This window comes from Duganella sp. S19_KUP01_CR8 (assembly GCF_036688705.1).
Taxonomy (GTDB): Bacteria; Pseudomonadota; Gammaproteobacteria; order Burkholderiales; family Burkholderiaceae_D; genus Rugamonas.
Genome location: NZ_JAQQPR010000011.1, coordinates 1 through 21,780 on the forward strand (window position 1 = coordinate 1; position 21,780 = coordinate 21,780).

Annotated in this window: 16 protein-coding genes; 2 read left to right on the forward strand and 14 right to left on the reverse strand. The window is 64.1% G+C overall.

Annotated elements, in window-relative coordinates; genetic code table 11:
- Window positions 1-85: 85 nt before the first annotated feature.
- From V6M89_RS12765 to kbl, 3 genes are read right to left on the reverse strand one after another with little or no spacing between them, the layout of a single operon-like run.
- Window positions 86-1,489 (reverse strand): L-serine ammonia-lyase, encoded by a 1,404-nt coding sequence (locus V6M89_RS12765; RefSeq protein WP_332853512.1) that lies wholly within the window; start codon window positions 1,487-1,489, stop codon window positions 86-88.
- Between the two features lie 31 nt (window positions 1,490-1,520).
- Window positions 1,521-2,492, reverse strand: a complete 972-nt coding sequence (locus tag V6M89_RS12770) for an NAD-dependent epimerase/dehydratase family protein (RefSeq protein ID WP_332853513.1) — start codon at window positions 2,490-2,492, stop codon at window positions 1,521-1,523.
- A gap of 26 nt (window positions 2,493-2,518) precedes the next feature.
- Complete coding sequence (gene kbl / locus V6M89_RS12775; RefSeq protein ID WP_332853514.1) at window positions 2,519-3,724, reverse strand: glycine C-acetyltransferase; 1,206 nt, start codon at window positions 3,722-3,724, stop codon at window positions 2,519-2,521.
- 171 nt (window positions 3,725-3,895) lie between these two features.
- Between kbl and V6M89_RS12780 the strand changes: the two genes are divergently transcribed.
- Window positions 3,896-4,471, forward strand: coding sequence for a helix-turn-helix domain-containing protein (locus tag V6M89_RS12780; protein WP_332853515.1), 576 nt, complete (start codon window positions 3,896-3,898; stop codon window positions 4,469-4,471).
- A 92-nt stretch (window positions 4,472-4,563) separates the two neighbouring features.
- Here V6M89_RS12780 and V6M89_RS12785 read toward each other — a convergent pair whose 3' ends face one another.
- From V6M89_RS12785 to V6M89_RS12805, 5 genes are all read right to left on the reverse strand, one after another.
- Entirely contained in the window at window positions 4,564-5,766 is a 1,203-nt protein-coding gene (locus V6M89_RS12785; RefSeq protein WP_116990743.1) for an ammonium transporter, read from the reverse strand.
- Window positions 5,767-5,948: 182 nt separating this feature from the next.
- Entirely contained in the window at window positions 5,949-8,462 is a 2,514-nt protein-coding gene (locus V6M89_RS12790; RefSeq protein WP_332853516.1) for a zinc-dependent metalloprotease, read from the reverse strand.
- A 65-nt stretch (window positions 8,463-8,527) separates the two neighbouring features.
- The gene (locus V6M89_RS12795; protein WP_332853517.1) at window positions 8,528-10,699 is read right to left on the reverse strand and encodes a prolyl oligopeptidase family serine peptidase; all 2,172 of its coding nucleotides are present in this window, start codon (window positions 10,697-10,699) and stop codon (window positions 8,528-8,530) included.
- A 218-nt stretch (window positions 10,700-10,917) separates the two neighbouring features.
- Window positions 10,918-13,335, reverse strand: a complete 2,418-nt coding sequence (locus V6M89_RS12800; RefSeq protein WP_332853518.1) for a putative bifunctional diguanylate cyclase/phosphodiesterase — start codon at window positions 13,333-13,335, stop codon at window positions 10,918-10,920.
- Between the two features lie 14 nt (window positions 13,336-13,349).
- Window positions 13,350-13,994 carry a methylamine utilization protein gene (locus V6M89_RS12805; protein ID WP_332853519.1) on the reverse strand — a complete coding sequence of 215 codons (645 nt, stop codon included), beginning with the start codon at window positions 13,992-13,994 and terminating at the stop codon, window positions 13,350-13,352.
- Window positions 13,995-14,160: 166 nt separating this feature from the next.
- Here V6M89_RS12805 and V6M89_RS12810 point away from each other — a divergent pair, with 166 nt between their 5' ends.
- Entirely contained in the window at window positions 14,161-15,981 is a 1,821-nt protein-coding gene (locus tag V6M89_RS12810) for a GGDEF domain-containing protein (RefSeq protein ID WP_332853520.1), read from the forward strand.
- Between the two features lie 5 nt (window positions 15,982-15,986).
- On the opposite strand, the gene V6M89_RS12815 is transcribed toward V6M89_RS12810, so the two are convergent.
- The 6 genes from V6M89_RS12815 to V6M89_RS12840 all read right to left on the reverse strand — a co-directional run bounded on the left by V6M89_RS12815 (window position 15,987) and on the right by V6M89_RS12840 (window position 21,766).
- On the reverse strand, window positions 15,987-17,372 hold the full coding sequence (locus tag V6M89_RS12815) for a tetratricopeptide repeat protein (protein ID WP_332853521.1): 1,386 nt from the start codon (window positions 17,370-17,372) through the stop codon (window positions 15,987-15,989).
- Window positions 17,373-17,478: 106 nt separating this feature from the next.
- Window positions 17,479-18,261 carry a metal ABC transporter permease gene (locus V6M89_RS12820; protein WP_332853522.1) on the reverse strand — a complete coding sequence of 261 codons (783 nt, stop codon included), beginning with the start codon at window positions 18,259-18,261 and terminating at the stop codon, window positions 17,479-17,481.
- Window positions 18,258-19,163, reverse strand: a complete 906-nt coding sequence (locus V6M89_RS12825; RefSeq protein ID WP_332853523.1) for a metal ABC transporter substrate-binding protein — start codon at window positions 19,161-19,163, stop codon at window positions 18,258-18,260. The genes V6M89_RS12820 and V6M89_RS12825 overlap by 4 nt, the downstream gene beginning before the upstream one ends.
- A gap of 10 nt (window positions 19,164-19,173) precedes the next feature.
- Entirely contained in the window at window positions 19,174-20,664 is a 1,491-nt protein-coding gene (locus tag V6M89_RS12830) for a hypothetical protein (RefSeq protein WP_332853524.1), read from the reverse strand.
- A 75-nt stretch (window positions 20,665-20,739) separates the two neighbouring features.
- A complete protein-coding gene (locus tag V6M89_RS12835) occupies window positions 20,740-21,090 on the reverse strand; it encodes a hypothetical protein (protein ID WP_332853525.1) in 351 nt (116 codons plus the stop codon).
- A gap of 55 nt (window positions 21,091-21,145) precedes the next feature.
- Window positions 21,146-21,766 carry a 3'-5' exonuclease gene (locus tag V6M89_RS12840; RefSeq protein ID WP_332853526.1) on the reverse strand — a complete coding sequence of 207 codons (621 nt, stop codon included), beginning with the start codon at window positions 21,764-21,766 and terminating at the stop codon, window positions 21,146-21,148.
- Between the last annotated feature and the right edge of the window lie 14 nt (window positions 21,767-21,780).

A 21,780-nucleotide genomic window follows, 5' to 3' on the forward strand; every position in this document is an offset into this window, starting at 1 on the left:
CCGGGGTCAGGTCCCCCATTTGAGCATGAGCTCGGCTAGTACAGCCGAGCTCATGCTCAAATGGGGGACCTGACCCCGGAGGTAATCAGCAAGCCGCGTGGTTCACCGTGATCACGTGGATCGCCAGGCCGCCCAGCGAGGTTTCCTTGTACTTGGCCTGCATGTCGGCGCCGGTCTGGCGCATGGTTTCGATTACTTCGTCCAGGCTGACGAAGTGGGTGCCGTCACCCTTCAAGGCCAGCGAGGCGGCGGTGATCGCCTTGACCGCGCCCATGCCGTTGCGCTCGATGCAGGGAATCTGCACCAGGCCGCCGATCGGGTCGCAGGTCATGCCCAGGTGGTGCTCGATGCCGATTTCGGCCGCGTTTTCGATCTGGGCGTTGCTGCCGCCCAGCGCCGCCACCAGTCCGGCCGCCGCCATCGCGCAAGCCACGCCCACTTCGCCCTGGCAGCCGATTTCCGCGCCGGAGATCGAGGCGTTACGCTTGCACAGCATGCCGATGGCCGCTGCCGTCAACATGAAATTACGCACGCCGGTGACCGGATCGCTCGGTTTGCAGTCTTCCGCGTAGTAGCGCAGCACCGCCGGGATGATGCCGGCCGCGCCGTTGGTCGGCGCCGTGACGACACGGCCGCCGGCGGCGTTTTCCTCGTTGACCGCCATCGCGTACAAGCTGACCTGGTGCAGCGCGTCATGCGGCAGGTCGTTGGCGCGGTTGTCGGATGCCTTGGCGTCGCTGGCCTGCTTCCACAGGTTGGCGGCGCGGCGCTTGACGTTCAAGCCGCCCGGCAGCTGGCCCGGCGTATCCAGCCCGTGGGCGATGCAGTCGCGCATGACCTGCCAGATCTTGTCGATGCCGGCGTTGACTTCCTCGTCGGTGCGCTTGACGTTTTCGTTCGTGCGCAGCATCTGCGGGATGGTCAAGCCGGTGCGCTCGCCGTGGGCCAGCAGCTGGTCCATGGTGTCGAAGGCAAACGGAATCGCGGCGGCGGGCGCGCTGCCCACCGTCGGCGCGGCCTGGTGGGCTTCGCCCTCCTCTTTAATGAAGCCGCCGCCCACCGAGTAGTACACCTTGCTGAAGGTGCTGCCGTCGGCGCGGGTCAGCGTGAAGCGCATGCCGTTCGGGTGCTCGGCCAGCGATTCGGCCATGTGGAACACCAGGTTGACGCCACGCTTGAACGGCACGGTATGAGTGCCGAGCAGGCGTAACTCGCCCGCCGCCTCGGCTTGCGCCAATTGAGAGTCGACGCTGGTCGGCACCACGTCCTGCGGGGTTTCGCCCATCAGGCCGAGGATCACCGCCTTGTCGGTGGCGTGACCGATGCCGGTCAGCGCCAGCGAGCCATACAGCTCGGCGGTGACGCCGGTGACGTCGTCCAGCGGAGCGCTATCGAGCAGAAAACGGCGGGCCGCCACCATCGGTCCCACGGTGTGGGAACTCGACGGCCCGATGCCGATTTTAAACAGGTCGAATACGCTCATGTCCATCAGTTGTCTCTCTTTTTTATAGTGTGTTGAATTATGCGGCTTTGCCCAGATGGACATCGACGTTGGCCAGCATGTCGGCGACCATCTCGTCGACGCCGATGCGGGCTTTCCAGCCCCAGTCGGCGGTGGCGGTGGCGTCGTCCAGGCTTTGCGGCCAAGTGTCGGCGATGGCCTGGCGGCTGTCCGGTTTGTAGCCGATCTTGAAGTCCGGCAGCGCACGGGTGATCGCGGTCGCCAGTTGCTCAGGGTTGAACGACACGCCGGCCACGTTGTAAGCCGAACGTACCTTGACTTGTGCCGCGGGCGCGTCCATCAATTCGATGGTGGCGCGGATCGCATCGGGCATGTAGATCATCGGCAGCGTGGTCTGCGGGCCGAGGAAGCATTCATAGCGCTCGCCGCGCAGCGCCGAGTGGAAGATGGCGATGGCGTAGTCGGTGGTGCCGCCGCCCGGAGGCGACTTGAAGCTGATGATGCCAGGGTAGCGGATCGAACGCACGTCCACGCCGTACTTGAGGAAGTAGTACTCGCACAGGCGCTCGCCGGCCAGCTTGCTGATGCCGTAGATCGTGGTCGGATCCATCACCGTGGTTTGCGGCGTGTTGACGGCCGGGGTGTTCGGGCCAAAGGCGGCGATCGACGAAGGCCAGAAGATGCGCAGTGGCTTGCCGACCACGCCGCGCTCACGCGCCACTTCCAGGATGTTGAGCAGGCCGTCCATGTTCAGCGTCCAGGCTTTCAGCGGCGCAGCTTCGCCGGTGGCCGACAGCATCGCCGCCAGCTGGTAGACCTGGGTGATGCCCTCGTCGGTGACCAGCGCCGACAGCGCGACCTTATCCAGCACGTTGAGCGTGGTGTAGCGCGCCGCGTTGTACAGATTGGTCGGACTGATGTCGGCGGCGATGACGTTCTGCGCGCCGTGCTGGGCGGCCAGCGCCTCTACCAGCTCGCTGCCGATCTGACCATTTGCGCCGATGACGAGGATGCGTTCTTGAGTGTTCATATTATTGTTCCTGACGATTTTCATGTTTAGTTCTTCAGCAGGCCGAGCTCACGGCCTGCCTGTTCGAATGCTTTGAGCACGGTCTCCAGCTGCTCGCGGGTGTGGGCCGCGGACAGTTGGACACGCACGCGGGCCTGGCCCATCGGGACCACGGGGTAGAAGAAGCCGCTGAGCAGAACGCCCAGCTCATACATTCGTGCCGCGAATTTCTGCGCGACGGGCGCGTCGAACAACATGACAGGAACTACAGGGTGCGTACCAGGCTTGATGGTGAAGCCGATACGCTCTATCTCCTTGCGGAAGAAGGCGGTGTTTTCGTGCAGGCGGTCGCGCAGCTCGGTCGATTCCGACAGCTTTTGCAACACGGCCAGCGAGGCGCCGGCGATCGATGGCGCCAGCGTGTTCGAGAACAGGTAGGGACGCGATTTCTGGCGCAGCATGTCGATCACTTCCTTGCGCGCCGAGGTGAAGCCGCCCATCGCGCCACCCAGGGCCTTGCCCAGGGTGCCGGTGATGATGTCGATGCGGCCCATGACGTTGTGGTGCTCGTGGGTGCCGCGGCCGGTCGCGCCCATGAAGCCGGAGGCATGGCATTCGTCGATCATCACCAGCGCGCCGTACTTGTCGGCCAGGTCGCAGATCTTGTCCAGCTGGGCGATGGTGCCGTCCATCGAGAACACGCCGTCGGTGACGATGACTTTATGGCGCTTGCCGGCGGCCGCTTGCAACTGCACTTCCAGGTCGGCCATGTCGTTGTGGGCGTAGCGGAAGCGCGCAGCCTTGCACAGGCGGATGCCGTCGATGATGGAGGCGTGGTTCAGCGCGTCCGAGATGATGGCGTCGTTCTCGTCGAACAACGGCTCGAACACGCCGCCGTTGGCGTCGAAAGCCGCCGCGTACAGGATCGTGTCTTCGGTGCCGAGGAACTTGGAGATCGCCTGCTCCAGCTGCTTGTGCACGGTCTGGGTGCCGCAGATGAAACGTACCGACGACAGGCCATAACCATACTTCTCAGTCGCCTCGATGGAGGCCTGCGCCACCCACTCCTGGCCGGACAGGCCCAGGTAGTTGTTGGCGCACATATTGATCAGCATTCGACCATCTTCGCTCGTCACTTCCGCGCCCTGGCGCGAAGCCAGAACGCGCTCTGGCTTGTAGAGGCCCTGCTCGCGCAATTGGTCGAGGTTTTGTTGCAGGCCGCTGAAGAAGGTGGTTTTAGCTGGAATGGTCATGATGGGTCCCTGTGTGTGGTACGATTTCACCGCAATTACACTGCCTTATGCGAAATCCGTTATGTCGAACTCAAATTCAATATATCGAATTTTACAGAACGGCAGTGCACTGCGCAAGCCATGCACGCGCAGTGATTCACTTGAAATTTAGCCCATCTGCCGAATAAAACAATGAAAACACCCGTTTCGACGAATGCACCTCCAGAAGTCGGCGCCGCGCTACAGCGCTTGCGCCTGGCCCGTGGCCTGACACTGGAAGATCTGTCCCGCATCGCCGGTGTCTCCAAATCGATGCTGTCGCAGATCGAGCGTGAAAAGGCGAATCCGACCATCGCCATCACCTGGCGGCTGGCCAATGCGCTGGGGGTGCAGATCGGCGAGTTGCTGGCGACGGCCGAACGGCAAACGGAGACCGTACGCGTGATCGAGGCGCACGAAATCCCCACCCTGCCCGGCCATCACGCCGGGTATGTGCTGCGCATCCTGGGGCCGCTGGAACTGGCGAGTAAATATGAGTGGTATGAACTGACGCTGGTGCCGGGTGGCGAACTGGCCTCGCAAGGCCATGATCCCGGCGCGCAGGAGCACCTGACGCTGCTGCACGGTTCGGTGGAGGTGGAGGTGGGGCCGGACAAGAAGAAGATGAAGCTGGGCAGCACGGCGCGCTACCCGGGGGACCAGCAGCACATCATTCGCAACGTCGGCAAGACCGAGGCGAAGGCGCTGCTGGTGGTGATACACCGCTGATTTCTTACCCCGCACCGCCAGGCGGGGTCTGACCCCATGCGGGGTCAGACCCCTAAGCGGAACGGCATGCGTATCGCGAAGGCATACGGGTTCTACCAGTTCGATTCACGCTCCGGCGTGGAGCTGATGCGGTGGATCGACAGGTCGGCGCCCTGGAATTCCTCTTCCGGGTCCAGGCGAAGGCCCAGCGTGGCCTTCAGCACGCCGTAGATGGCGAAGCCGCCCGCCAGCGCGATCGCCACGCCCAGTGCGGTGCCGCCCAGCTGCGCGGCGAACGATACGCCGCCGATGCCGCCGAGCGCCTTCTGGCCGAAGATCCCCGCCGCGATGCCGCCCCAGGCGCCGCACAGGCCGTGCAGCGGCCACACGCCCAGCACGTCGTCGATTTTCCATTTGTTTTGCGCCAGCGTGAACATCCAGACAAACACCGCTCCCGCGATGCAGCCGGTGGCCAGTGCGCCCAGCGGGTGCATCAGGTCGGAGCCGGCGCAGACGGCCACCAGGCCGGCCAGTGGGCCGTTGTAGGCGAAGCCGGGGTCGTTCTTCCCCATCAGCAGCGCGACCAGCGTGCCGCCGACCATCGCCATCAGCGAGTTGACGGCGACCAGGCCGTTCATCTTGTCCAATGCCTGCGCGCTCATCACGTTGAAGCCGAACCAGCCCACCGTCAGGATCCACGCGCCCAGCGCCAGGAAAGGAATCGACGACGGCGGATGGGCGGCGATGGCGCCGTTCTTCATATAGCGTCCACGGCGCGCGCCCAGCAGCAGCACCGCCGGCAGCGCGATCCAGCCGCCCACCGCGTGCACCACCACCGAACCGGCGAAGTCGTGGAACTCGGCGCCAAACGCGGACGCCAGCCATTCCTGCACGCCGAAGCGGTGGTTCCAGACGATGCCCTCAAAGAACGGGTAGACCAGGCCGACCAGCAGCGCGGTGGCGATCAGCTGCGGATGGAAGCGCGCCCGTTCGGCTATGCCGCCCGAGATGATCGCCGGGATGGCGGCGGCAAATGTCAGCAGGAAGAAGAATTTGACCAGCTCATAGCCGTTCTTGGCGGCCAGCACCTCGGCCGAGGAGAAGAAATTGACGCCATACGCGATGCTGTAGCCGACGAAAAAGTAAGCGATCGTCGATACCGCGAAATCCACCAGGATCTTGACCAGCGCATTGACCTGGTTCTTCTTGCGCACCGTGCCCAGCTCCAGGAACGCGAAGCCGGCATGCATGGCCAAAATCATGATGGCGCCAAGCAATATGAACAATGCATCGGCGCCGTCTTTATATCCACCCATCAAAATCTCTCCCCAAAATAATGCAAAAATTAGTTACGAGTATCGATAAAAGCAATAATCGTTCCAATTTGGTGCAAATTTTAAGTGCTTGATTTCAATGTGTTTTTATTTTGTGCATGAACATGCACCAAGGCCGTGCGCACCGAAATAAGGCGTCATTTTGGTGCGCACGGTTGTTGAGGTCAAATCGGGGCGCCCGGCGGGATAACTGGCATGGCGCGCAGTTTGACGCTGTGCGGATCGGCCAGGTAGGCGGAAATCAAGCCGGCCGCCTGCTTGCGGCTGTCGGCGGTCACGCCTTTGCCGGGGTTCTTTTGCAGCCATTGCGCCAGCTCGCGCGCGGACTGGCGCACTTCCGCGTCGACCTGCGGATGCAGCTTGCCGCCGTCGAGCAGATTCAAGGCCGCATCGATCAGCACCCAGTTGGCCGCCAATTGCACCGCCTCGCCGCCGGCCACGGAGGCTGGCACCGGCTCGCGCTTCCACGTCTTTTGCAGCAGCAGCGACAGCACTTCCTGCACGCCCGGCTGCTGCGCGTCGCGCGCGTGCTGCCAGGCGACGCGGTTGATGCGGGCCGGGTCCAGCAGGAAGCCGGCCGTCTGCGCGGCGCCCGCTTCGGCGATCGAGAAGGCGTCGAACGCGGTATCCATGCGGGTGGCGAAGTATTCGCGGCTGCGTTCATGGCCCATCGCCGGCGGCGTCAGGATATCGAGCACGCCGGCCGGCAGCGCCAGGTACTCGGCGCGCAGGCTATCAGCAAGACGGTTCAGGGCCTGGCGCTGCACCGCCGCCGGAGTGGCCTTGATGCCTGCCTTGGCCAGGCCGGCCTTGACGTCGCCGCTGCTGGTGTAATCGAAGTCGCCGCCGCCGATCAGGCGCGCCAGTGCTTCGCCCTGATAGCGTTGCAGCAGGTAGACCGGCACCAGCCGCGCTTCCAGCTCGCCGATCTGGCGGGCGTCAGGCAGTACGTCCAGCGAGAAGGTTTGCAGCGCGCGCTGGCGCACGGCGCCCAACTGATCCCAGGTCTTGATCGAGTCCGGGCCGAAGTCCCACAGCAGGCCATCGGGATGGCTGGAGCCGGGCGAGCGGTCGTCCTGGTCGCTGGAGTACAGCATGCCGGCCGCGCGCGCGTCGGCGCGCAGCTTGGCCAGCGCGGCCTGTTCCTGCGCACCGCTACCGAAATCGCCGTAGATGTATTTGACGATGTAGTCGTCCCATGGACCGACACCAACGCCGTACGCATCGGCGATATCGACGTTGCCCTTGGCGTCCAGCTTGAGGATGGGATGCGGATAGTCCATCACCGAGCCATTGCCCATGCGGCTGGCCGCAAAGTTGTGGGCGAAGCCCAGCGTGTGGCCAACTTCATGCGCGGCCAACTGGCGCAAGCGCGCCAATGCCATCGCTTCGGCCAGTTTCTGCCTGTCGGCCGGAGCGTTTTTGCCATAAGGCGCGAGCAGGCTTTCGGCGATCAGGATGTCCTGGCGCACGCGCTGCGAGCCTAGCGTGACGGCGCCCCGGATGATCTGGCCGGTGCGCGGATCGGCCAGCGCGTTCCCGTAGGACCAGCCGCGCGTGGCGCGGTGCACCCAGTGGATCACGTTGTAGCGGATGTCCATCGCATCGACGCCTTCCGGCAGCAGCTCGACGCGGTAGGCATCCTTGAAGCCGGCCTTCTCGAAGGCGCTGGCCCACCACGAAGCGCCAGCGATCAAGGCCGAGCGCACCGGCTCCGGCGCGCCACGGTCGACGTAATAGACGATGGGTTTCTTGACGGTGCCGACCGCCGCCGACGGATCGGTTTTCTCAAGGCGGTGCCGCACCTGCCAGTGCACGTCGATGCTGCTGGCGAGCGGCGTGGCGAAGTCGTAGTAGTTGACGTCGAAGCCGCCGGAATATGGATGGTAGCTGCGCGGTTGCCAGCCCATCGCGGTCGTGGGCAGGCGCACCATGCTGATGCGCTGGCGCAGCGACAGGCTGCTGGCGTCGGCCGCGACCTGGCGCACGTACTCCGCTTGTCCGGGGCCGGCAAATGTCAGCAGCGCCTCCAGTTCGACGTTGTCGGGGAAGGCCTTGGCCTGCTGCGCCAACACCGCGCTGCGAGCCGCATCGATCTGATACGCGCCCTGCTTGGTGGCATTCAGCCGAGCACCGACGCCGTGCCGATCCGCCAGCAGGAAGCTGGAGAAGTCGATCAGATGGCGCCCGTCTTCACTGGCAAGGATATCGCCGGACCACAGCACGCCGCTGGCGAACGATTCAGTGACGGCGGCGCGTTCGTCCTTGTCCGCAGAGGCGGCGATGAAGTTGGTATTTTCCTGCACGAAGAACAGGCGCGCACCATGCTTCTCAAAATGCACCATGCGCATCTCGCCCGGCTGGCCGCGATCCAGGCCAACATCGTTCGAGCCCAGCGCATAAGGCAAGGAACTCAATAGCAGAAACGGTTGATCCAGCGCCGATACGGACAGCAGCACCCTGCCCTTGTCCGTATCGCGCCACAGATCGATAAACCCCGGCTGCGATTGCAGGCCGCGCGTGACATCGGCGATCTTCTTTGCCGAAGGCGCGGGCGCACCTTCGGCAGCTGCCGCCAGCACCGGCGCCGCTGGCGCCACGCCCAGCATCAGGATGGCGCACAGCAGGCCACCTCGAATAACCGCGAATGCGTCATTCCCGCGTAGGCGGGAATCCATACGTCGCATGGTCAGTGCCGCAGCATGGATTCCCGCCTGCGCGGGAATGACGATGCGCGCGGCACTCACTGCTGGCCTGCCGCTTTGACGGCCTCCGTAGCGCCATCCATCTTCAGCGCGCGGCTCAGGAAGCCCCAGCGGTCCGCCACTTCCTCGATCTGCTTGGTGGTCGGCTTACCTGCGCCGTGGCCCGCCTTGCTGTCGATGCGGATCAGGATGGGCGCGGCGCCTCCCTGGTCGGCCTGCGCAGTCGCGGCGAACTTGAAGCTATGCGCAGGCACCACGCGGTCGTCGTGGTCGGCGGTGGTGATCATGGTCGCCGGGTAGCAGGTGCCCTTCTTCAGGTTGTGCAGCGGCGAGTACTTGACCAGCGCTTTGAACTCGTCGGCGTTGTCGGAAGAGCCGTAGTCCGAAGTCCACGCCCAGCCGATGGTGAATTTATGGAAGCGCAGCATATCCAGCACGCCCACCTGCGGAATCGCCGCCGCGAACAAATCGGGACGCTGCGTCATCGCCGCGCCGACCAGCAGGCCGCCGTTGCTGCCGCCACCGATGGACAGCTTGGCAGGCGACGTCACCTTGTGTGCGACCAGCCATTCGGCCGCGCCGATGAAGTCGTCGAACACGTTCTGTTTTTGCAGCTTGGTGCCGGCCGCATGCCAGGATTCGCCGTATTCGCCGCCGCCGCGCAGATTGGCCATCACGTAGACGCCGCCCATTTCCAGCCACGCCAGGTTGGCGACCGAGAACGACGGCGTCAGCGAAATATTGAAACCGCCGTAGCCGTACAGATAGGTCGGATTGCTGCCATCGAGCTTCAGGCCTTTTTTGGAGACGATGAACATCGGCACCTTGGTGCCATCGCGGCTGGTGAAGAATTCCTGGCGGGTTTCAAACGCGGCCGGGTCGAAGTCCACTTTCGCCTGGCGATACACGCTGCTCTTGTTTGCCTTCAGGTCGTAGCGGTAGATGGTGGTCGGCGTGGTGAAGCTGGTGTACGAATAGAAGGTCTCCGCATCGCCGCGCTTGCCGCCGAAGCCGCCCGCCGAACCCAGGCCTGGCAGTTCGAGATCGTGCAGCGGTTTGCCTTTCAGGTCGAATACCTTGACCAGGCTGTGGGCGTCGCTCAGGTAGTCCACCAGCAGCTGGTTGTTGACGATCGACGCCGACACCATGGTGTTGGCGGTTTCCGGCACGATCTGCTTCCAGTTCAGCACACCCGGCTTGCGGGTGTCGATGGCGACGATGCGGCCGCGCGGCGCATTGCGCTCGGTGCGGAACCAGAACACCATGCCGTCGTTGCCGATGAAGTTATACGACGCGTCGAAGTCCTCCAGCAGCGGCACCACCTTGGCGTCCTTGCGCGACAGGTCCTTGTAGTAGACGCGGTTCTTGTTCTCCGTGCCTTGCGAAGCGGTGATGATCAGGAAGCGGCCATCTTCGGTGACTTCGCCGCCGAAGCCCCAGTCCTTGTGGTCGGGACGGTCGTAGACCAGCGTGTCCGCGCTTTGCGGCGTGCCGATCTTGTGGAAGTACAGCTTCTGGAAGTAGTTGACGTCGGCCAGTTTGGTCGCTTCCTTCGGCTCGTCGTAGCGGCTGTAGAAGAAGCCGGAACCGTCGTGCAGCCATGCGGTGCTGGAGAACTTGACCCACTTGATGTGGTCATCGATGTCCTTGCCGCTGTCGATGTCGCGCACCTTGATCTCGTTCCAGTCGGAGCCGGAAGCGGCGGTGCTGTAGGCGAGGTATTTGCCGTTCGGGCTCACCGCCAGGCCGGCCAGTGCGACGGTGCCGTCGGCGGCCAGCGTGTTCGGATCGAGCAGCATGCGCGGCACGTCGGCCAGCGTCTTCATCGTGTACAGCACCGACTGATTTTGCAGGCCGTCGTTGCGGCTGTAGAAGTAACGGCCGCCTTCCTTGAACGGCACGCTGAAACGCTCGAAGTTCCACAGCTTGGTCAGGCGGGCTTTGATGGCGTCGCGGCCGGGGATCTGCGACAGGTAGTCCTGCGTCAGCTTGTTCTGCGCAACGACCCAGGCGTGGGTCTCGTCGCTGTTGGCGTCTTCCAGCCAGCGGTATGGGTCCGCCACTTTGACGCCATGATAGTCGTCGGTCTGGTCGACGGTGCGGGTGACGGGATAGTTCACGCCAGGGCCGGAAGCGGCGCAGGTTTGGGCGGAGGCGCTGTGCGCCATCAGGACGGCGGCGGCCAGTGCCGCGCATTTCAAATGCTTCATGCGAAAGTCCATAAAGTCGAAGAATATTCGGAAGCGGCGGGCCGGGCTACGGCGCCGCCGGGGCTCAATGACACCATGTAACCACCACGCGCCACGCGACCGATCATAGCTTGATTTGTGACAAATAAGCAATGATAGGAAAGCGTTATTGGCGTGGATTATTCGGCGCGCAAAATGCTGTCCGTGCCGACGACGGCCGGGATGGGCCGCGCTGAAATTCAGCTGTTCATATCGACGGCGCTGTAGACCGGCGCCGCGTTGGCGGCCGGCGCCTGCCACTTTTCCAGCCACGCGATCAACTGGTCGCCGGGGATGGGACGGCTCATGAAGTAGCCCTGCCCCTGGTCGCAACCCAGGTCGGCCAGCAGGCGCCATACCGCCTCGCTCTCGATGCCCTCGGCCACCACGCGCAGGCCCATGTTGTGGCCAAGGTCGATGGTGGAGCGGACGATCTTGGTGTCGCCGACGTCGTTCTCCATGTTCAGCACGAAGGATTTGTCGATCTTCAGCTCATTCACCGGCAAGCGCTTGAGGTAGGCCAGCGACGAATAGCCGGTGCCGAAATCGTCGATCGACAAATCGACCCCCATGGCGCTGAGGCGCTCCAGCGTGTGCTGGGCGCGCACCGGATCGTCCATGATGGCGCTCTCGGTGATCTCCAGGCAGAACGAACCGGGAGCCAGCTTGTAGCGCGCCAGCGTTTCGGCAAACTTGGCCGGCAGGTCCTGGTCCAGCAGGTCGCGCGTGGACAAGTTGACCGACACCTTGAGCGGATAGCCTTTGGCCGCAAGCGCCTGGCACAGCTCCGCCGACTTCTCCATCACCCAGCGCGTCAGCACGCGGATAAAGCCGGTTTGCTCGGCGAAGGGAATGAACTCGTCGGGGAACACGTTGCCGCGTTCCGGATGCGCCCAGCGCACCAGCGATTCCATGCCCACCACCTCGCCGGTATCGAGCTTGATCTTCGGCTGCACGTGCAGGCGGAACTCGTTGCGTTCGATGGCGTTGCGCAGCTCCGTCAACAGCGACAGGCTCTTCTCGCTGGACTTGTCCATCGCCGCGTCGTACACCACGGCGCCGTCGTTGCGCTGCTTGGCCGCGTACATCGCCACCTCGGCCATGCTCAGTAGCGCCTCGCCGTCGTTGCCGTGCTCCGGATAGCCGGCGATGCCCAGGCCCGCGCCGATGTCCACCGTCTGGTCTTCCAGCGACAGCGGCGTCTCCAGCGCCTGCAGGATCTCGGCCGCCACGCGCTGCGCGGAATCGAGGTCGGCATCGGGCAGCAGCACCGCGAATTCGTCGCCGCCCAGGCGCGCCACCTGCGCCGACGACTGCCGGCGATTGGCCAGCAGCAGCTGCAAGCGGCCGGCCACCTGGCGCAGCAAGGCGTCGCCGAAGCTGTGGCCCATCACGTCGTTGACGTGCTTGAAGCGGTCCAGGTCCATCATCAGCACGAACACGGTTTCCTCGCGCCTGGAGGCACTGAGCAGCGCATCGTTCAGCAGCAGCACGAATTGCGCGCGGTTCGGCAGGTTGGTCAGCGTGTCCCAGTACGCCAGGCGGCGGATCTCCTGTTCGCGCTTGGCGATCCCTTCGCGCATGGCGTCGAAGGCATGCGCCAGCGCGCCGATTTCGTCTTCGCGGCTGGTGTCGATCTGGCCTTTGTAGTCGCCCTGCTCCAGGCGCTTGGCGGTGACCGCCAGCTCGCTGATCGGCTGCGCGATGCGCTTGGCGGTGAACACAATGGCCAGCGCCGAGACCATGATGCCGCCCAGCGTCAGGCCGATCAGCCAGCGTTCAAGGCGGCTGTATTCCGCGGTCGCCTCGTCGATCGAGCGGGCCAGCAGGACGTTGGCGGTCTGGCCGCCATCCTTGCCGATCGCCAGCAGGCGCGCACTGTACTGGCCGGCGGCCAGGGTCAGGTCGAACGGGCCGGCCGGCGTGCCCGGCAAGGTTTGCAGCTGGTCGACCACGCTCTGCGTCACCGGGGCGGAGAAGGTCGAGCCCACGGCCAGCCATTTGCCTTGCGCGTCGCGGGTCAGCACGGCGGTATCGAGCGCGCTGACTTCGCGCATGTCGTTGGCCAGCTGGCGGTCGATCGGGAAGGTCATGACGATCCAGCCGATCGTCCTCGGCGCCAGGATGGGCATGACGACGATCTGGTAAGGCCGGTGCTCGACGATGGCGATGCCGCTGACGCCCACCGAGGATTCGGCGGCGTCGAGCATGCTGGCGACCTGCTTCTCCAGCGCGGCCGCCTGGTCGTTGTTGGTGGCGACGCTGATCTTGCGGTCGGCGTTGATCAGCATCGACAGCGAGGCCTTGATGCGTTTGCCGCTGTTGTCCAGCGCCGACAGGATGGTGCCGCGATCGTTCTCGTCGTTGTTGCCGATGGTGGCCACGAAGGCGGTATCGCGCGCCAGCAGGCGGGCGCCAAAGCGCAGGTTTTGCGCGTTCTGGTCCAGCAGGCGGCGGAACACCTTGGAGCCGTTGCCCAGTTCACTGCTGATGGACAGGCGCGCGTTGTTGTCGATGCCGCGCTGGATCACCAGCAGGCCGATCAGCTGCACAGCCACGATCAACACCAGGAACAGTGTGACGATACGGCTCTCCAGGCTGCGGAAGCGCATGCGCATGCTCGGGCTGCCCCTTAAAGAGTGGACGACGAAGGGTCGTCGGCCACGATCGGTTTCATCGGCAGCTTGAAGGCGACACTGGCCGGCGCGTCGCCAGCCTTCACCGTCACCACCTGCTCCGGCGTGGCGCCGCCGACCGTGTTGTAGTGCCAGGCCTTGACCACGTACTTGCCGCCGGCCGGCAGCTCGATGCGGGCGGCGCCGGCGGCGTCGGTCTTGGCGAAGTACGGCGTATCGACCACTTTGACATAGGCCAGCATCTTGTCATGGATATTGCAACCGAGCACAACCGTGCCGGCCTTGTCGAATACCTGCGGCGAAGCCGATTGGCCGGAGTACAGCTTCTGGTCGAACTTGTGGGCCGGCGAGAACGAATAAATGTGGTGCCTGACCTTGTCGTTATTCGGGAAGAATATCTTGGCGCCGGTCTGCACCACGCTGACCAGCGGCGCGAACTTCAGGCCCTTCTGTTCGATTTCCGCCGTGGCCGGCGCCCGCCCGCCGGCCGGGCCGCTTTCCGGCTCGACATAAACCACGGTATCGGCCAGCGCCTTGCCGCCGGCGTCCTGCACCTGCACCGTGACGCCGGTTGCCCATGCGCTTGCCGTGCTCAGCAATAACAAGGTCGACAGGGTCTGGCGGAGGACGTGACGGTGCATGGGAGGCCTGGTCTCGATAGTTGTACAGCTTAGATTGTAGCGCGTAGGCAATAATCTACGGCACGGTTTTTCACAGTTTGCCGCAGATTATTTCCACACGTCATCATACGGTCACATAAGCAAACTAAGATCGTACAGTTAAACCGACTTTTGGCAAGCATTCACCGTGAATTCCGTCCTCAGCCCCAACATCATCTATCTTCCGCCCAAGGCCGAGGACGAGGAGGCGGTGTTGCGCGCCCATCTGTACGACATCCTGGCGCGCCGCCAGCTGAGTGCGCTGTTCCAGCCGATTGTACACATGCAGAGCGGCGAAATCATCGCCTACGAAGGCTTGATACGGGGGCCGTCCGACAGCCCCCTGCATGCGCCGATGAATCTGTTCAAGGTGGCGCGCGCCAACGACTTGACGGTCGAGGTCGAGCACCTGTGCCGGCGCGTGGTGCTGGAGCGCTTTGCCGAGCTCGACCTGCCCGGCAAGCTGTTCCTCAACGTCAGCCCGGAATGCCTGATGCAACGCGACGCGCCGCACGGCGAGACGCTGGAATACATCCACCAGATCGGCATCAACCCGGACCGCGTCATCATCGAGCTGACCGAGAACCAGCCGACCTATGACTACGAGCTGATGCGCGAAGCGGTGCTGCATTACCGTAACATGGGCTTCCAGATCGCCATCGACGACCTGGGCGAAGGCTTCTCCAGCCTGCGGCTGTGGTCGGAACTCCGGCCCGAGTATGTCAAGATCGACATGCACTTTATTCAAGGTATCAACCACGATCCGGTCAAGCTGCAATTCGTGCGTTCGATCCAGGAGATCGCCGAGAAGTCCAACACGCTGGTGATCGCCGAGGGCATCGAGACCCAGGCCGAGCTGCTGGTGCTGCGCGATGTCGGCGTTGCCTTCGGCCAGGGCTACCACCTGGGCCGGCCGCACGCCCAGCCGGCCCGCGCCGCGCCGGCCGAAGTGGTCAAGGCGCTGGCGCGCAACGGCGTGGCGGTCTATCCCCAGCGCGGCGCGGAAAAGAACGGCGCCAGCATCTACAAGCTGCTGCACCAGGCCGACTCGGTGCCGTCCAGCATGAACAACAACGAGCTGTACGAGATCTTCGTGCACCATCCCAAGCTGCTGATCGTCCCGGTGGTCGACGACGGCGTGCCGCTGGGCCTGGTCAGCCGCTTCGACATGATCGAGCACTTCGCCCGCCCCTACCAGCGCGAGCTGTACGGCAAGAAGTCGTGCAAGCAGTTCATGGACAGCAATGCGCTGATCGCCGACAAGGACACCAGCCTGCAAGACCTGAGCTTCCGCATGGTGCAGGCCGACGCGCACCAGCTGTTCAACGGCTTCATCATCACCGACCAGGGGCGCTACCTGGGCATGGGCACCGGCCACGACCTGATGCGCGAGATCACGCAGATGCAGATCAACGCGGCGCGCTACGCCAATCCGCTGACCCAGCTGCCGGGCAATGTGCCGATCAACGAGCATATCGACCGCCTGCTGGAAAGCGGCACGCGGTTCTGGGTATGCTATTTCGACCTCGACCATTTCAAGCCGTTCAACGATGTCTACGGCTACCGCCGCGGCGACGACGTGATCCAGCTTACCGGCCGCCTGCTCAGCGAACGCACCGACGCCGACCGCGACTTCGTCGGCCACATCGGCGGCGACGATTTCATGATCCTGTTCCAGAGCGAGGACTGGGAAACCCGCTGCACCGCCATTCTTGAAGAGTTCGAACGACAGGTGCAGGATTTCTACAGCATTGAAGACCGCGAGCGCGGCGGCTACATCAGCGAAGACCGGCAGGGCAAGAAAGTGTTTTACTCACTGATGAGCTTGTCGATCGGCGCGATCCGAGTCGAACCGCGCCAGTACTACACCCACCACCAGATCGCCACCGCGGCAGCGGAATCGAAGAAGCAAGCCAAGAAGATACACGGCAACAGCCTGTTCGTGGATCGCCGCCAACAAACCAACTGAGCAGTTCAGGCCGGACGCACCTGCGTCGCATGCGCGGCCCGCCAGCGGCGCGCCTGTTCGGTGGCAGCCTCCAGCGCCTGCGGCGTCAGGTCCAGGTCGGATTTCTTGCGGTTGCTGGCCGCCGCCAGTTCGCTGGCCTCGGCGGCCAACGTCAGCCACATGCAGGATTTCTCATCGTCACGCGCCACGCCGCGTCCGCTGCCGTACATGCCGCCCAGGTTGAACTGCGCCAATGCATGGCCCTGCTCGGCAGCCTTGCCGTACCAGCTCACGGCCTGCTCCTCGTCGCGCGCCACGCCCAGGCCGTTGGCGTACATTACACCGAGATTATTCTGCGCGCTGGCGTCGCCCTGTTCGGCCGCGCAGCGATACCAGGCCACCGCCCGCGCCTCGTCCTTGGCCACGCCGTGGCCGTTGGCATACATGACGCCGACATTGAACTGCGCATTCGGCGCGCCCTGCTCGGCCGCCATGCGGTACCACTCCAGCGCCCGCTGCTCGTCGCGTGGCACACCGCGTCCGCGCGCGTACATACCGCCGAGGTTGTACTGGGCCAGCACATGGCCGGACTCGGCGGCGCGGCGATACCAGGTGAAAGCCAGTTCGTCGTCGCGGTCCACGCCCTTGCCATTGGCCAGCATGATGCCGAGATTGAATTGCGCGTCCGCGTCTTCCTGCTCCGCCGCCCTCAGCAGCCAGGCGTAGGCGCGCAGCTGGTCGGCCACCACGCCCTGCCCCTCGGCATAAGCCACGCCCACCAGCCGCTGGGCGACGGCGCAATTTTGCGCGGCGGCCTGCCGGAACCAGGCCAGCGCCTGCCCGTCGCTGCGCGCCACGCCGTGGCCGTGCTTGTACATCAAACCGAGATTGAGCTGGGCGCTGGCGTCGTTTTGCAGCGCCGCCTTGCGGAACCAGGCCAGGGCCAGCGGATAGTTGCGGCGCACCCCCATGCCGTGCACATAGGCCTCGCCAAGCAAAGTCTGCGCGCTGGCGACGCCCTGCTCGGAGGCGCGGTAAAACCACGACAAGGCGGTTTCGTCATTGCGCGCCACGCCGCGGCCCTTCTTGTACATCTGCCCGAGATTTTGCTGGGCCGAGACTTCGCCCTGCAGCGCGGCCGCGCGAAACCAGCGCACGGCCTCCTTGTCGTTATGGGCGACGCCGCGGCCGTTGAAGTACATCACCCCCAGGTGATTCTGCGCGAACGCCAGCCCCTGCTGCGCCGCCTTGGACATCCAGTAGAAGGCGCGGACCTCGTCGCGCGCCACATCCTGCCCTTTTTTATAGACCAGGCCCAGATTGAACTGGGCGTAAGGATTGCCGCGCTCGGCCGCCTCCCGGTACCATAGAAAAGTGTCGTAACCTGCCCTCGCCGAGCTTTGATTCTTCATGGTACACCTCTGGCCAACACCACAACATTGTTGGTTAAAGTGTAAAACGCGGCCCCGGCATGGGTTTGACGGCGCTCAAACGAGTCATGATGAAATGTTATCGTTTCTAGTGATGGGCTACCCGACGCTCGCCATCGGGCTTGGGGCCGAATGCGTAGACGGCAATGGCTATTATCGTCAGGCACCAGACGATCAAGGCGCCCGAGGGTAAATCGTAGAGCGTAGACAACACCAGCCCGCTTGCGTAGCCGGCGGCGCCGATCAGGTAAGCCAGCACCAGGCGTTTCTTGCCGACATAATGACGCACCGCCAGGCCGGGAACGATCAGGCTGGTGAACACCAGGTACACGCCCACCAGTTGCACCGACGCCGTGACGGCCAGCGCGAAGACCAGGTAGAACCCCAGCCGGCTCAAGCGTTCGCGCAGGAAGTACAACAAGCCGCAGATCACCACCGTGCCTATGGCCGGCAACAACAGCTGTTCGTAGCGCACCCACAAAATCTGGCCGGCCAGCAAATCCTGCAAATGCTCGCCGCCGTGCGGATTGTGCGCCACCAGCAGCAGGCCCGCCGTCGCGGCCAGGATGAACATCACGCCGATCTGCGCTTCCTGCACTTCCGGCCAGCGCTTCTCGGTCCACGTCAGCAGCAGCGCACCGAGCACGGCGGCGGCGGCGGCGGCGGCCTGCACCGCCCAGCTTTGCGGGTCCAGCTCGGCAGCGCCGGCGATGATCACGCCCAGCGCCGCAATCTGCGCGATCGCCAGATCGATAAACACGATGCCGCGTTTCAGCACCTGCGCGCCCAGCGGCACGTGGGTCAGCAGCACCAACAGGCCGGCCAGCAAGGCCGGCAGGATGATCATCAGATCCAGCGCTTCAGCGTTCATTTATTTGCATCCATCAAGCGTTGTACAGTCGAATCGAACAGGCCGAACAAGTCTTTGCTCTTGTCGTCGCCGCCGACGGAGAACGGCAGCACCACCGCCGGAATCTTCGCATGCTCGGACAGCCATTGCGATGCGCGGCCGTCCTGGTAGGCGGCGCGTATCACCATCTTGGCCGGCGCGCGCTGCAATTGCGACAGCAGCTCGGACAGGTGCGCCGCGCTCGGTTCCACGCCCGGCTTGGGCTCCAGGGTGCCGACCTGACGCAAGCCCAGCCAGCCCATCAGATACTCCATGTTCTTGTGGTGCTCGACCACGGCCACGCCTTTCAGCGGAGCCGCCTGCTTCTCCCACTTGAGCATGGCCGCATCCCAGCGCGCCGCGAAGTCCTTCTGGCGCGCCTGGTAGTAGGCGGCGTTGGCCGGGTCCAGCTCGGCCAGGCGCTTGGACAGCGCCACGGCGACCAGCGCGATATTGTGCGGGTTCTGCTGGATGTGCGGATTGCCGGCGGCATGCACATCGCCCTCGCTACGGTCGACCTTGCCCGGCACGTCGAGACGCGGCACGAAGGCGCCCGCCTCGAAGTTGCCCGGCTGGCCGGCGGCGATCTTGCTGTTGCCCGATTGCTGGACCAGCACCGGCAACCAGCCCACTTCCAGCTCCAGCCCGGTGCACACCAGCAGGTTGGCGTTGCGCGTGCGCGCGATCAGGCTCGGCCGCGCTTCGATGCGGTGCGGGTCTTGCAGCGCGTTGGTGGCGCTGGAGACCTTGACCTTGTCGCCGCCGAGTTCGTTGGTCAGCGCCTCCCATTCCGGCTCGCAGGCCAGCACGTTGATGGCGGCGTGCGCCGACGTGGCCGCCACGCAGGCCGCGGCGACCAGCAGATGTTTGAGTGTGCGTTTCATGCCTGCTCCTTTAGAACGAGTGGGCCGCGTGCGTGCCCAGGCTCATGATGTATTGAAGGAAAATCTGGTTGTCGGTGACACCCGGACGGGACTGGTCGCGCGCCAGCTGCAAGCGCAGGCGCGAGAATTCGGACGGGCTGTAATCGATCATGAAACTGCTGCGCGACGGGTTGTACGCTTCGAGGATGGGTAGGTTGGACCAGGCCAGCGCGCCGCTGTCGATCAGGCCGATGCGCTGCGAGCCGGACGACAGCCGGTCGTAGCGCAGGCCCGCGCGCCAGGTCGGCATGAACTGGTAGACGCCCTGCAGATACCAGCCCGACTGCACGCTGCGGTAGTTGCCGCTGGCGGCCGCATCGGTCTCGAGCGCGTAGTTCAGCGTGCCGCTTTCCTTGCGGCGGAAGTACTCGCCCTGCAGCTTGAAGTTGGTGTTGGTCGGATTGCCGTTCGGCGCCCATTTGTAGATGGCGTCGGCGATCCACATATTCGACTTGCCGCTGAAGCTGTTGGTCAGGCCCTGGTCCTCGTAGGCGCGCTGTTCGGCGCCGGTGTGCAGGTAGGACACGCCCGCGCGGTAGCTGGACGAGTTGCCGATGTCGTCGCCAAGGTGGGCGAACACGCTGACGGCGCCGGCGCCGTTCTTGTTGCGGTCGTTGCCTGGGAAGGCGGTGCCGTTGCCTGCCTCCATGCCGACTTCCAGGAACTGGTCGAGCGGCGCCAACCACTTGGCTTGCACGCCGTCCGGCTTGTACTGGCCGCCGAGGAAGGCTTGATACGCCAGTGGCGCATCGACGAAGTCCCAGGTGTGGGCGTGCTGGCCGTTCAGGTAGCCGATCGCCGACAGGAAGCGGCCGGCCTTGATGTTCAGGCCGTTCGACATGGCGCGCGTCTGCACGAAGGCTTCTTCAACGCTGACCTCGTTCTCGCCGCTCATCGAGAAGGTCAGTTGGCCGGCGAACTGCGGATCGATATTGGCGGCCATGGTCAGCTCGGATTCGCCGAGATTGAAGCCGCGCTTGCCGGGACCGACCTCGCCGCCGCTCGGTGCGAAACCCTGCAGACGGTACTGGGATGTATCCTGTTTCAGGTTTTGCAGCGTGCCGCCGAGGATCATCGAGATGTTCGGGTTGAACAGATTGCTGGCCGGGTTGGCGCCGCCGGTCGGCGCTGTGCTGGCTGGCGCGACAGGCGTTTCGACATAGGCGGCAACCGCAGGCGCGGCGCCAGCGGTCGGAATCGGCGCCGAAGCCGGGGCGGCCTGAGCGGCTGGCGCGCCCGCACCGATCGCCGCGATCTGCGCCTTGGCGGCGGCATTATCGGCTTGCGCCTGTTGCAAGCGCTGCTCCATCGCCTGCAAGCGCGCCTCGTAGGCTTCCTTCATCTGGCGGATCTCCGCGCGGATTTCAGCCAATTCCTTCTGTTCTTTTTTATCTGCGGCGTAGGCCTGCGGGGCCGCCACGGCCACGCTCAAGGCGGCCATCATCACTTTGTGTTTCAACATGTCAAATCCTGTAGATAGCTACGATAAGCCGCACCTCTGCACAAACGGCAGCGGTGACGGATCAAGGGTGTGCGATCAGGACAGGACGGGCGGCGCTCGCGATCGGAAGCCGCAGACGGTGCGCCGGCAATCGAGCGGCGCGGGCGCGTGGGTGACGGCTACCGACGTGTTGGCAGCCAGCGGGAAAGAATGAAAATGGCTGTCGGCGGCGGAGGCGATCTGCGCAAACGCCAGGCATTGCGCGCAATTGTGATCCAGCCCCAGCTTGGTGATACTGCTGCTGGCTTCTTCGTCCTGTTGCGCGGCGGCCTGCACGGCGCCGGTCGCGGCCGAAGCGTGCGACAGCGCATGCGAGTACCCCATCTGCTGGGAGAACACCAGCAGAAGCGATAGCAGCACATAAAAGAAGTTGCGGCGTATATTCACAAAATACCAACTATCGATACATCAGTGCCGGTATTGTAATGCGAGCTACCGGTTTTCAGCGACCTTTTTGTTTTTCGAGGAATTGGTGCACTTTGGCGGCCGCCAGTTTGTTGATCGCCACCAGCAGGCTCGGATCGACGCCGGCGATGCCGTAAGTCGAACCGATGTGCTTGCCGATATGGATCAGCACCTCGGCCGCCACTTCCGCATCGGACTCGGCCCGGTGGGCCGCGCTCTTGAAACGGATGCCCAGCTCGCCGGACAGATTGCCCAGCTTATAGCTCGACAACTTGGGAAACACGCGGCGCGATAATTTCAGCGAGCACACCAGCGATTGATAGCCGGGCGTCAGGCCCAGCCGTGCCGCCTCGGCGCGCAGGAATTTATCGTCGAAGCTGGCGTTGTGGGCGGACAGCGCGTCGCTGCCGATAAAGTCCAGCAACTCCGGCACCACCTGCGATACCGGCGCCGCGCCGTCGACCATCGCCTGCGTGATACCGGTCAGGCCGGTGATGAAGGAAGGAATCCGCACATTGCAGTTGATCAGCGATACATAACGCTCGACCACCTTGCCGCCGACAATGCGCAACGCCGCCACCTCGGTGATACGGTCGCCCATATCGGGCGACAGGCCGGTGGTCTCGAAGTCGAGCATGACGATGGGTTGGTCGAGCATGGTGTTCCTTTTTT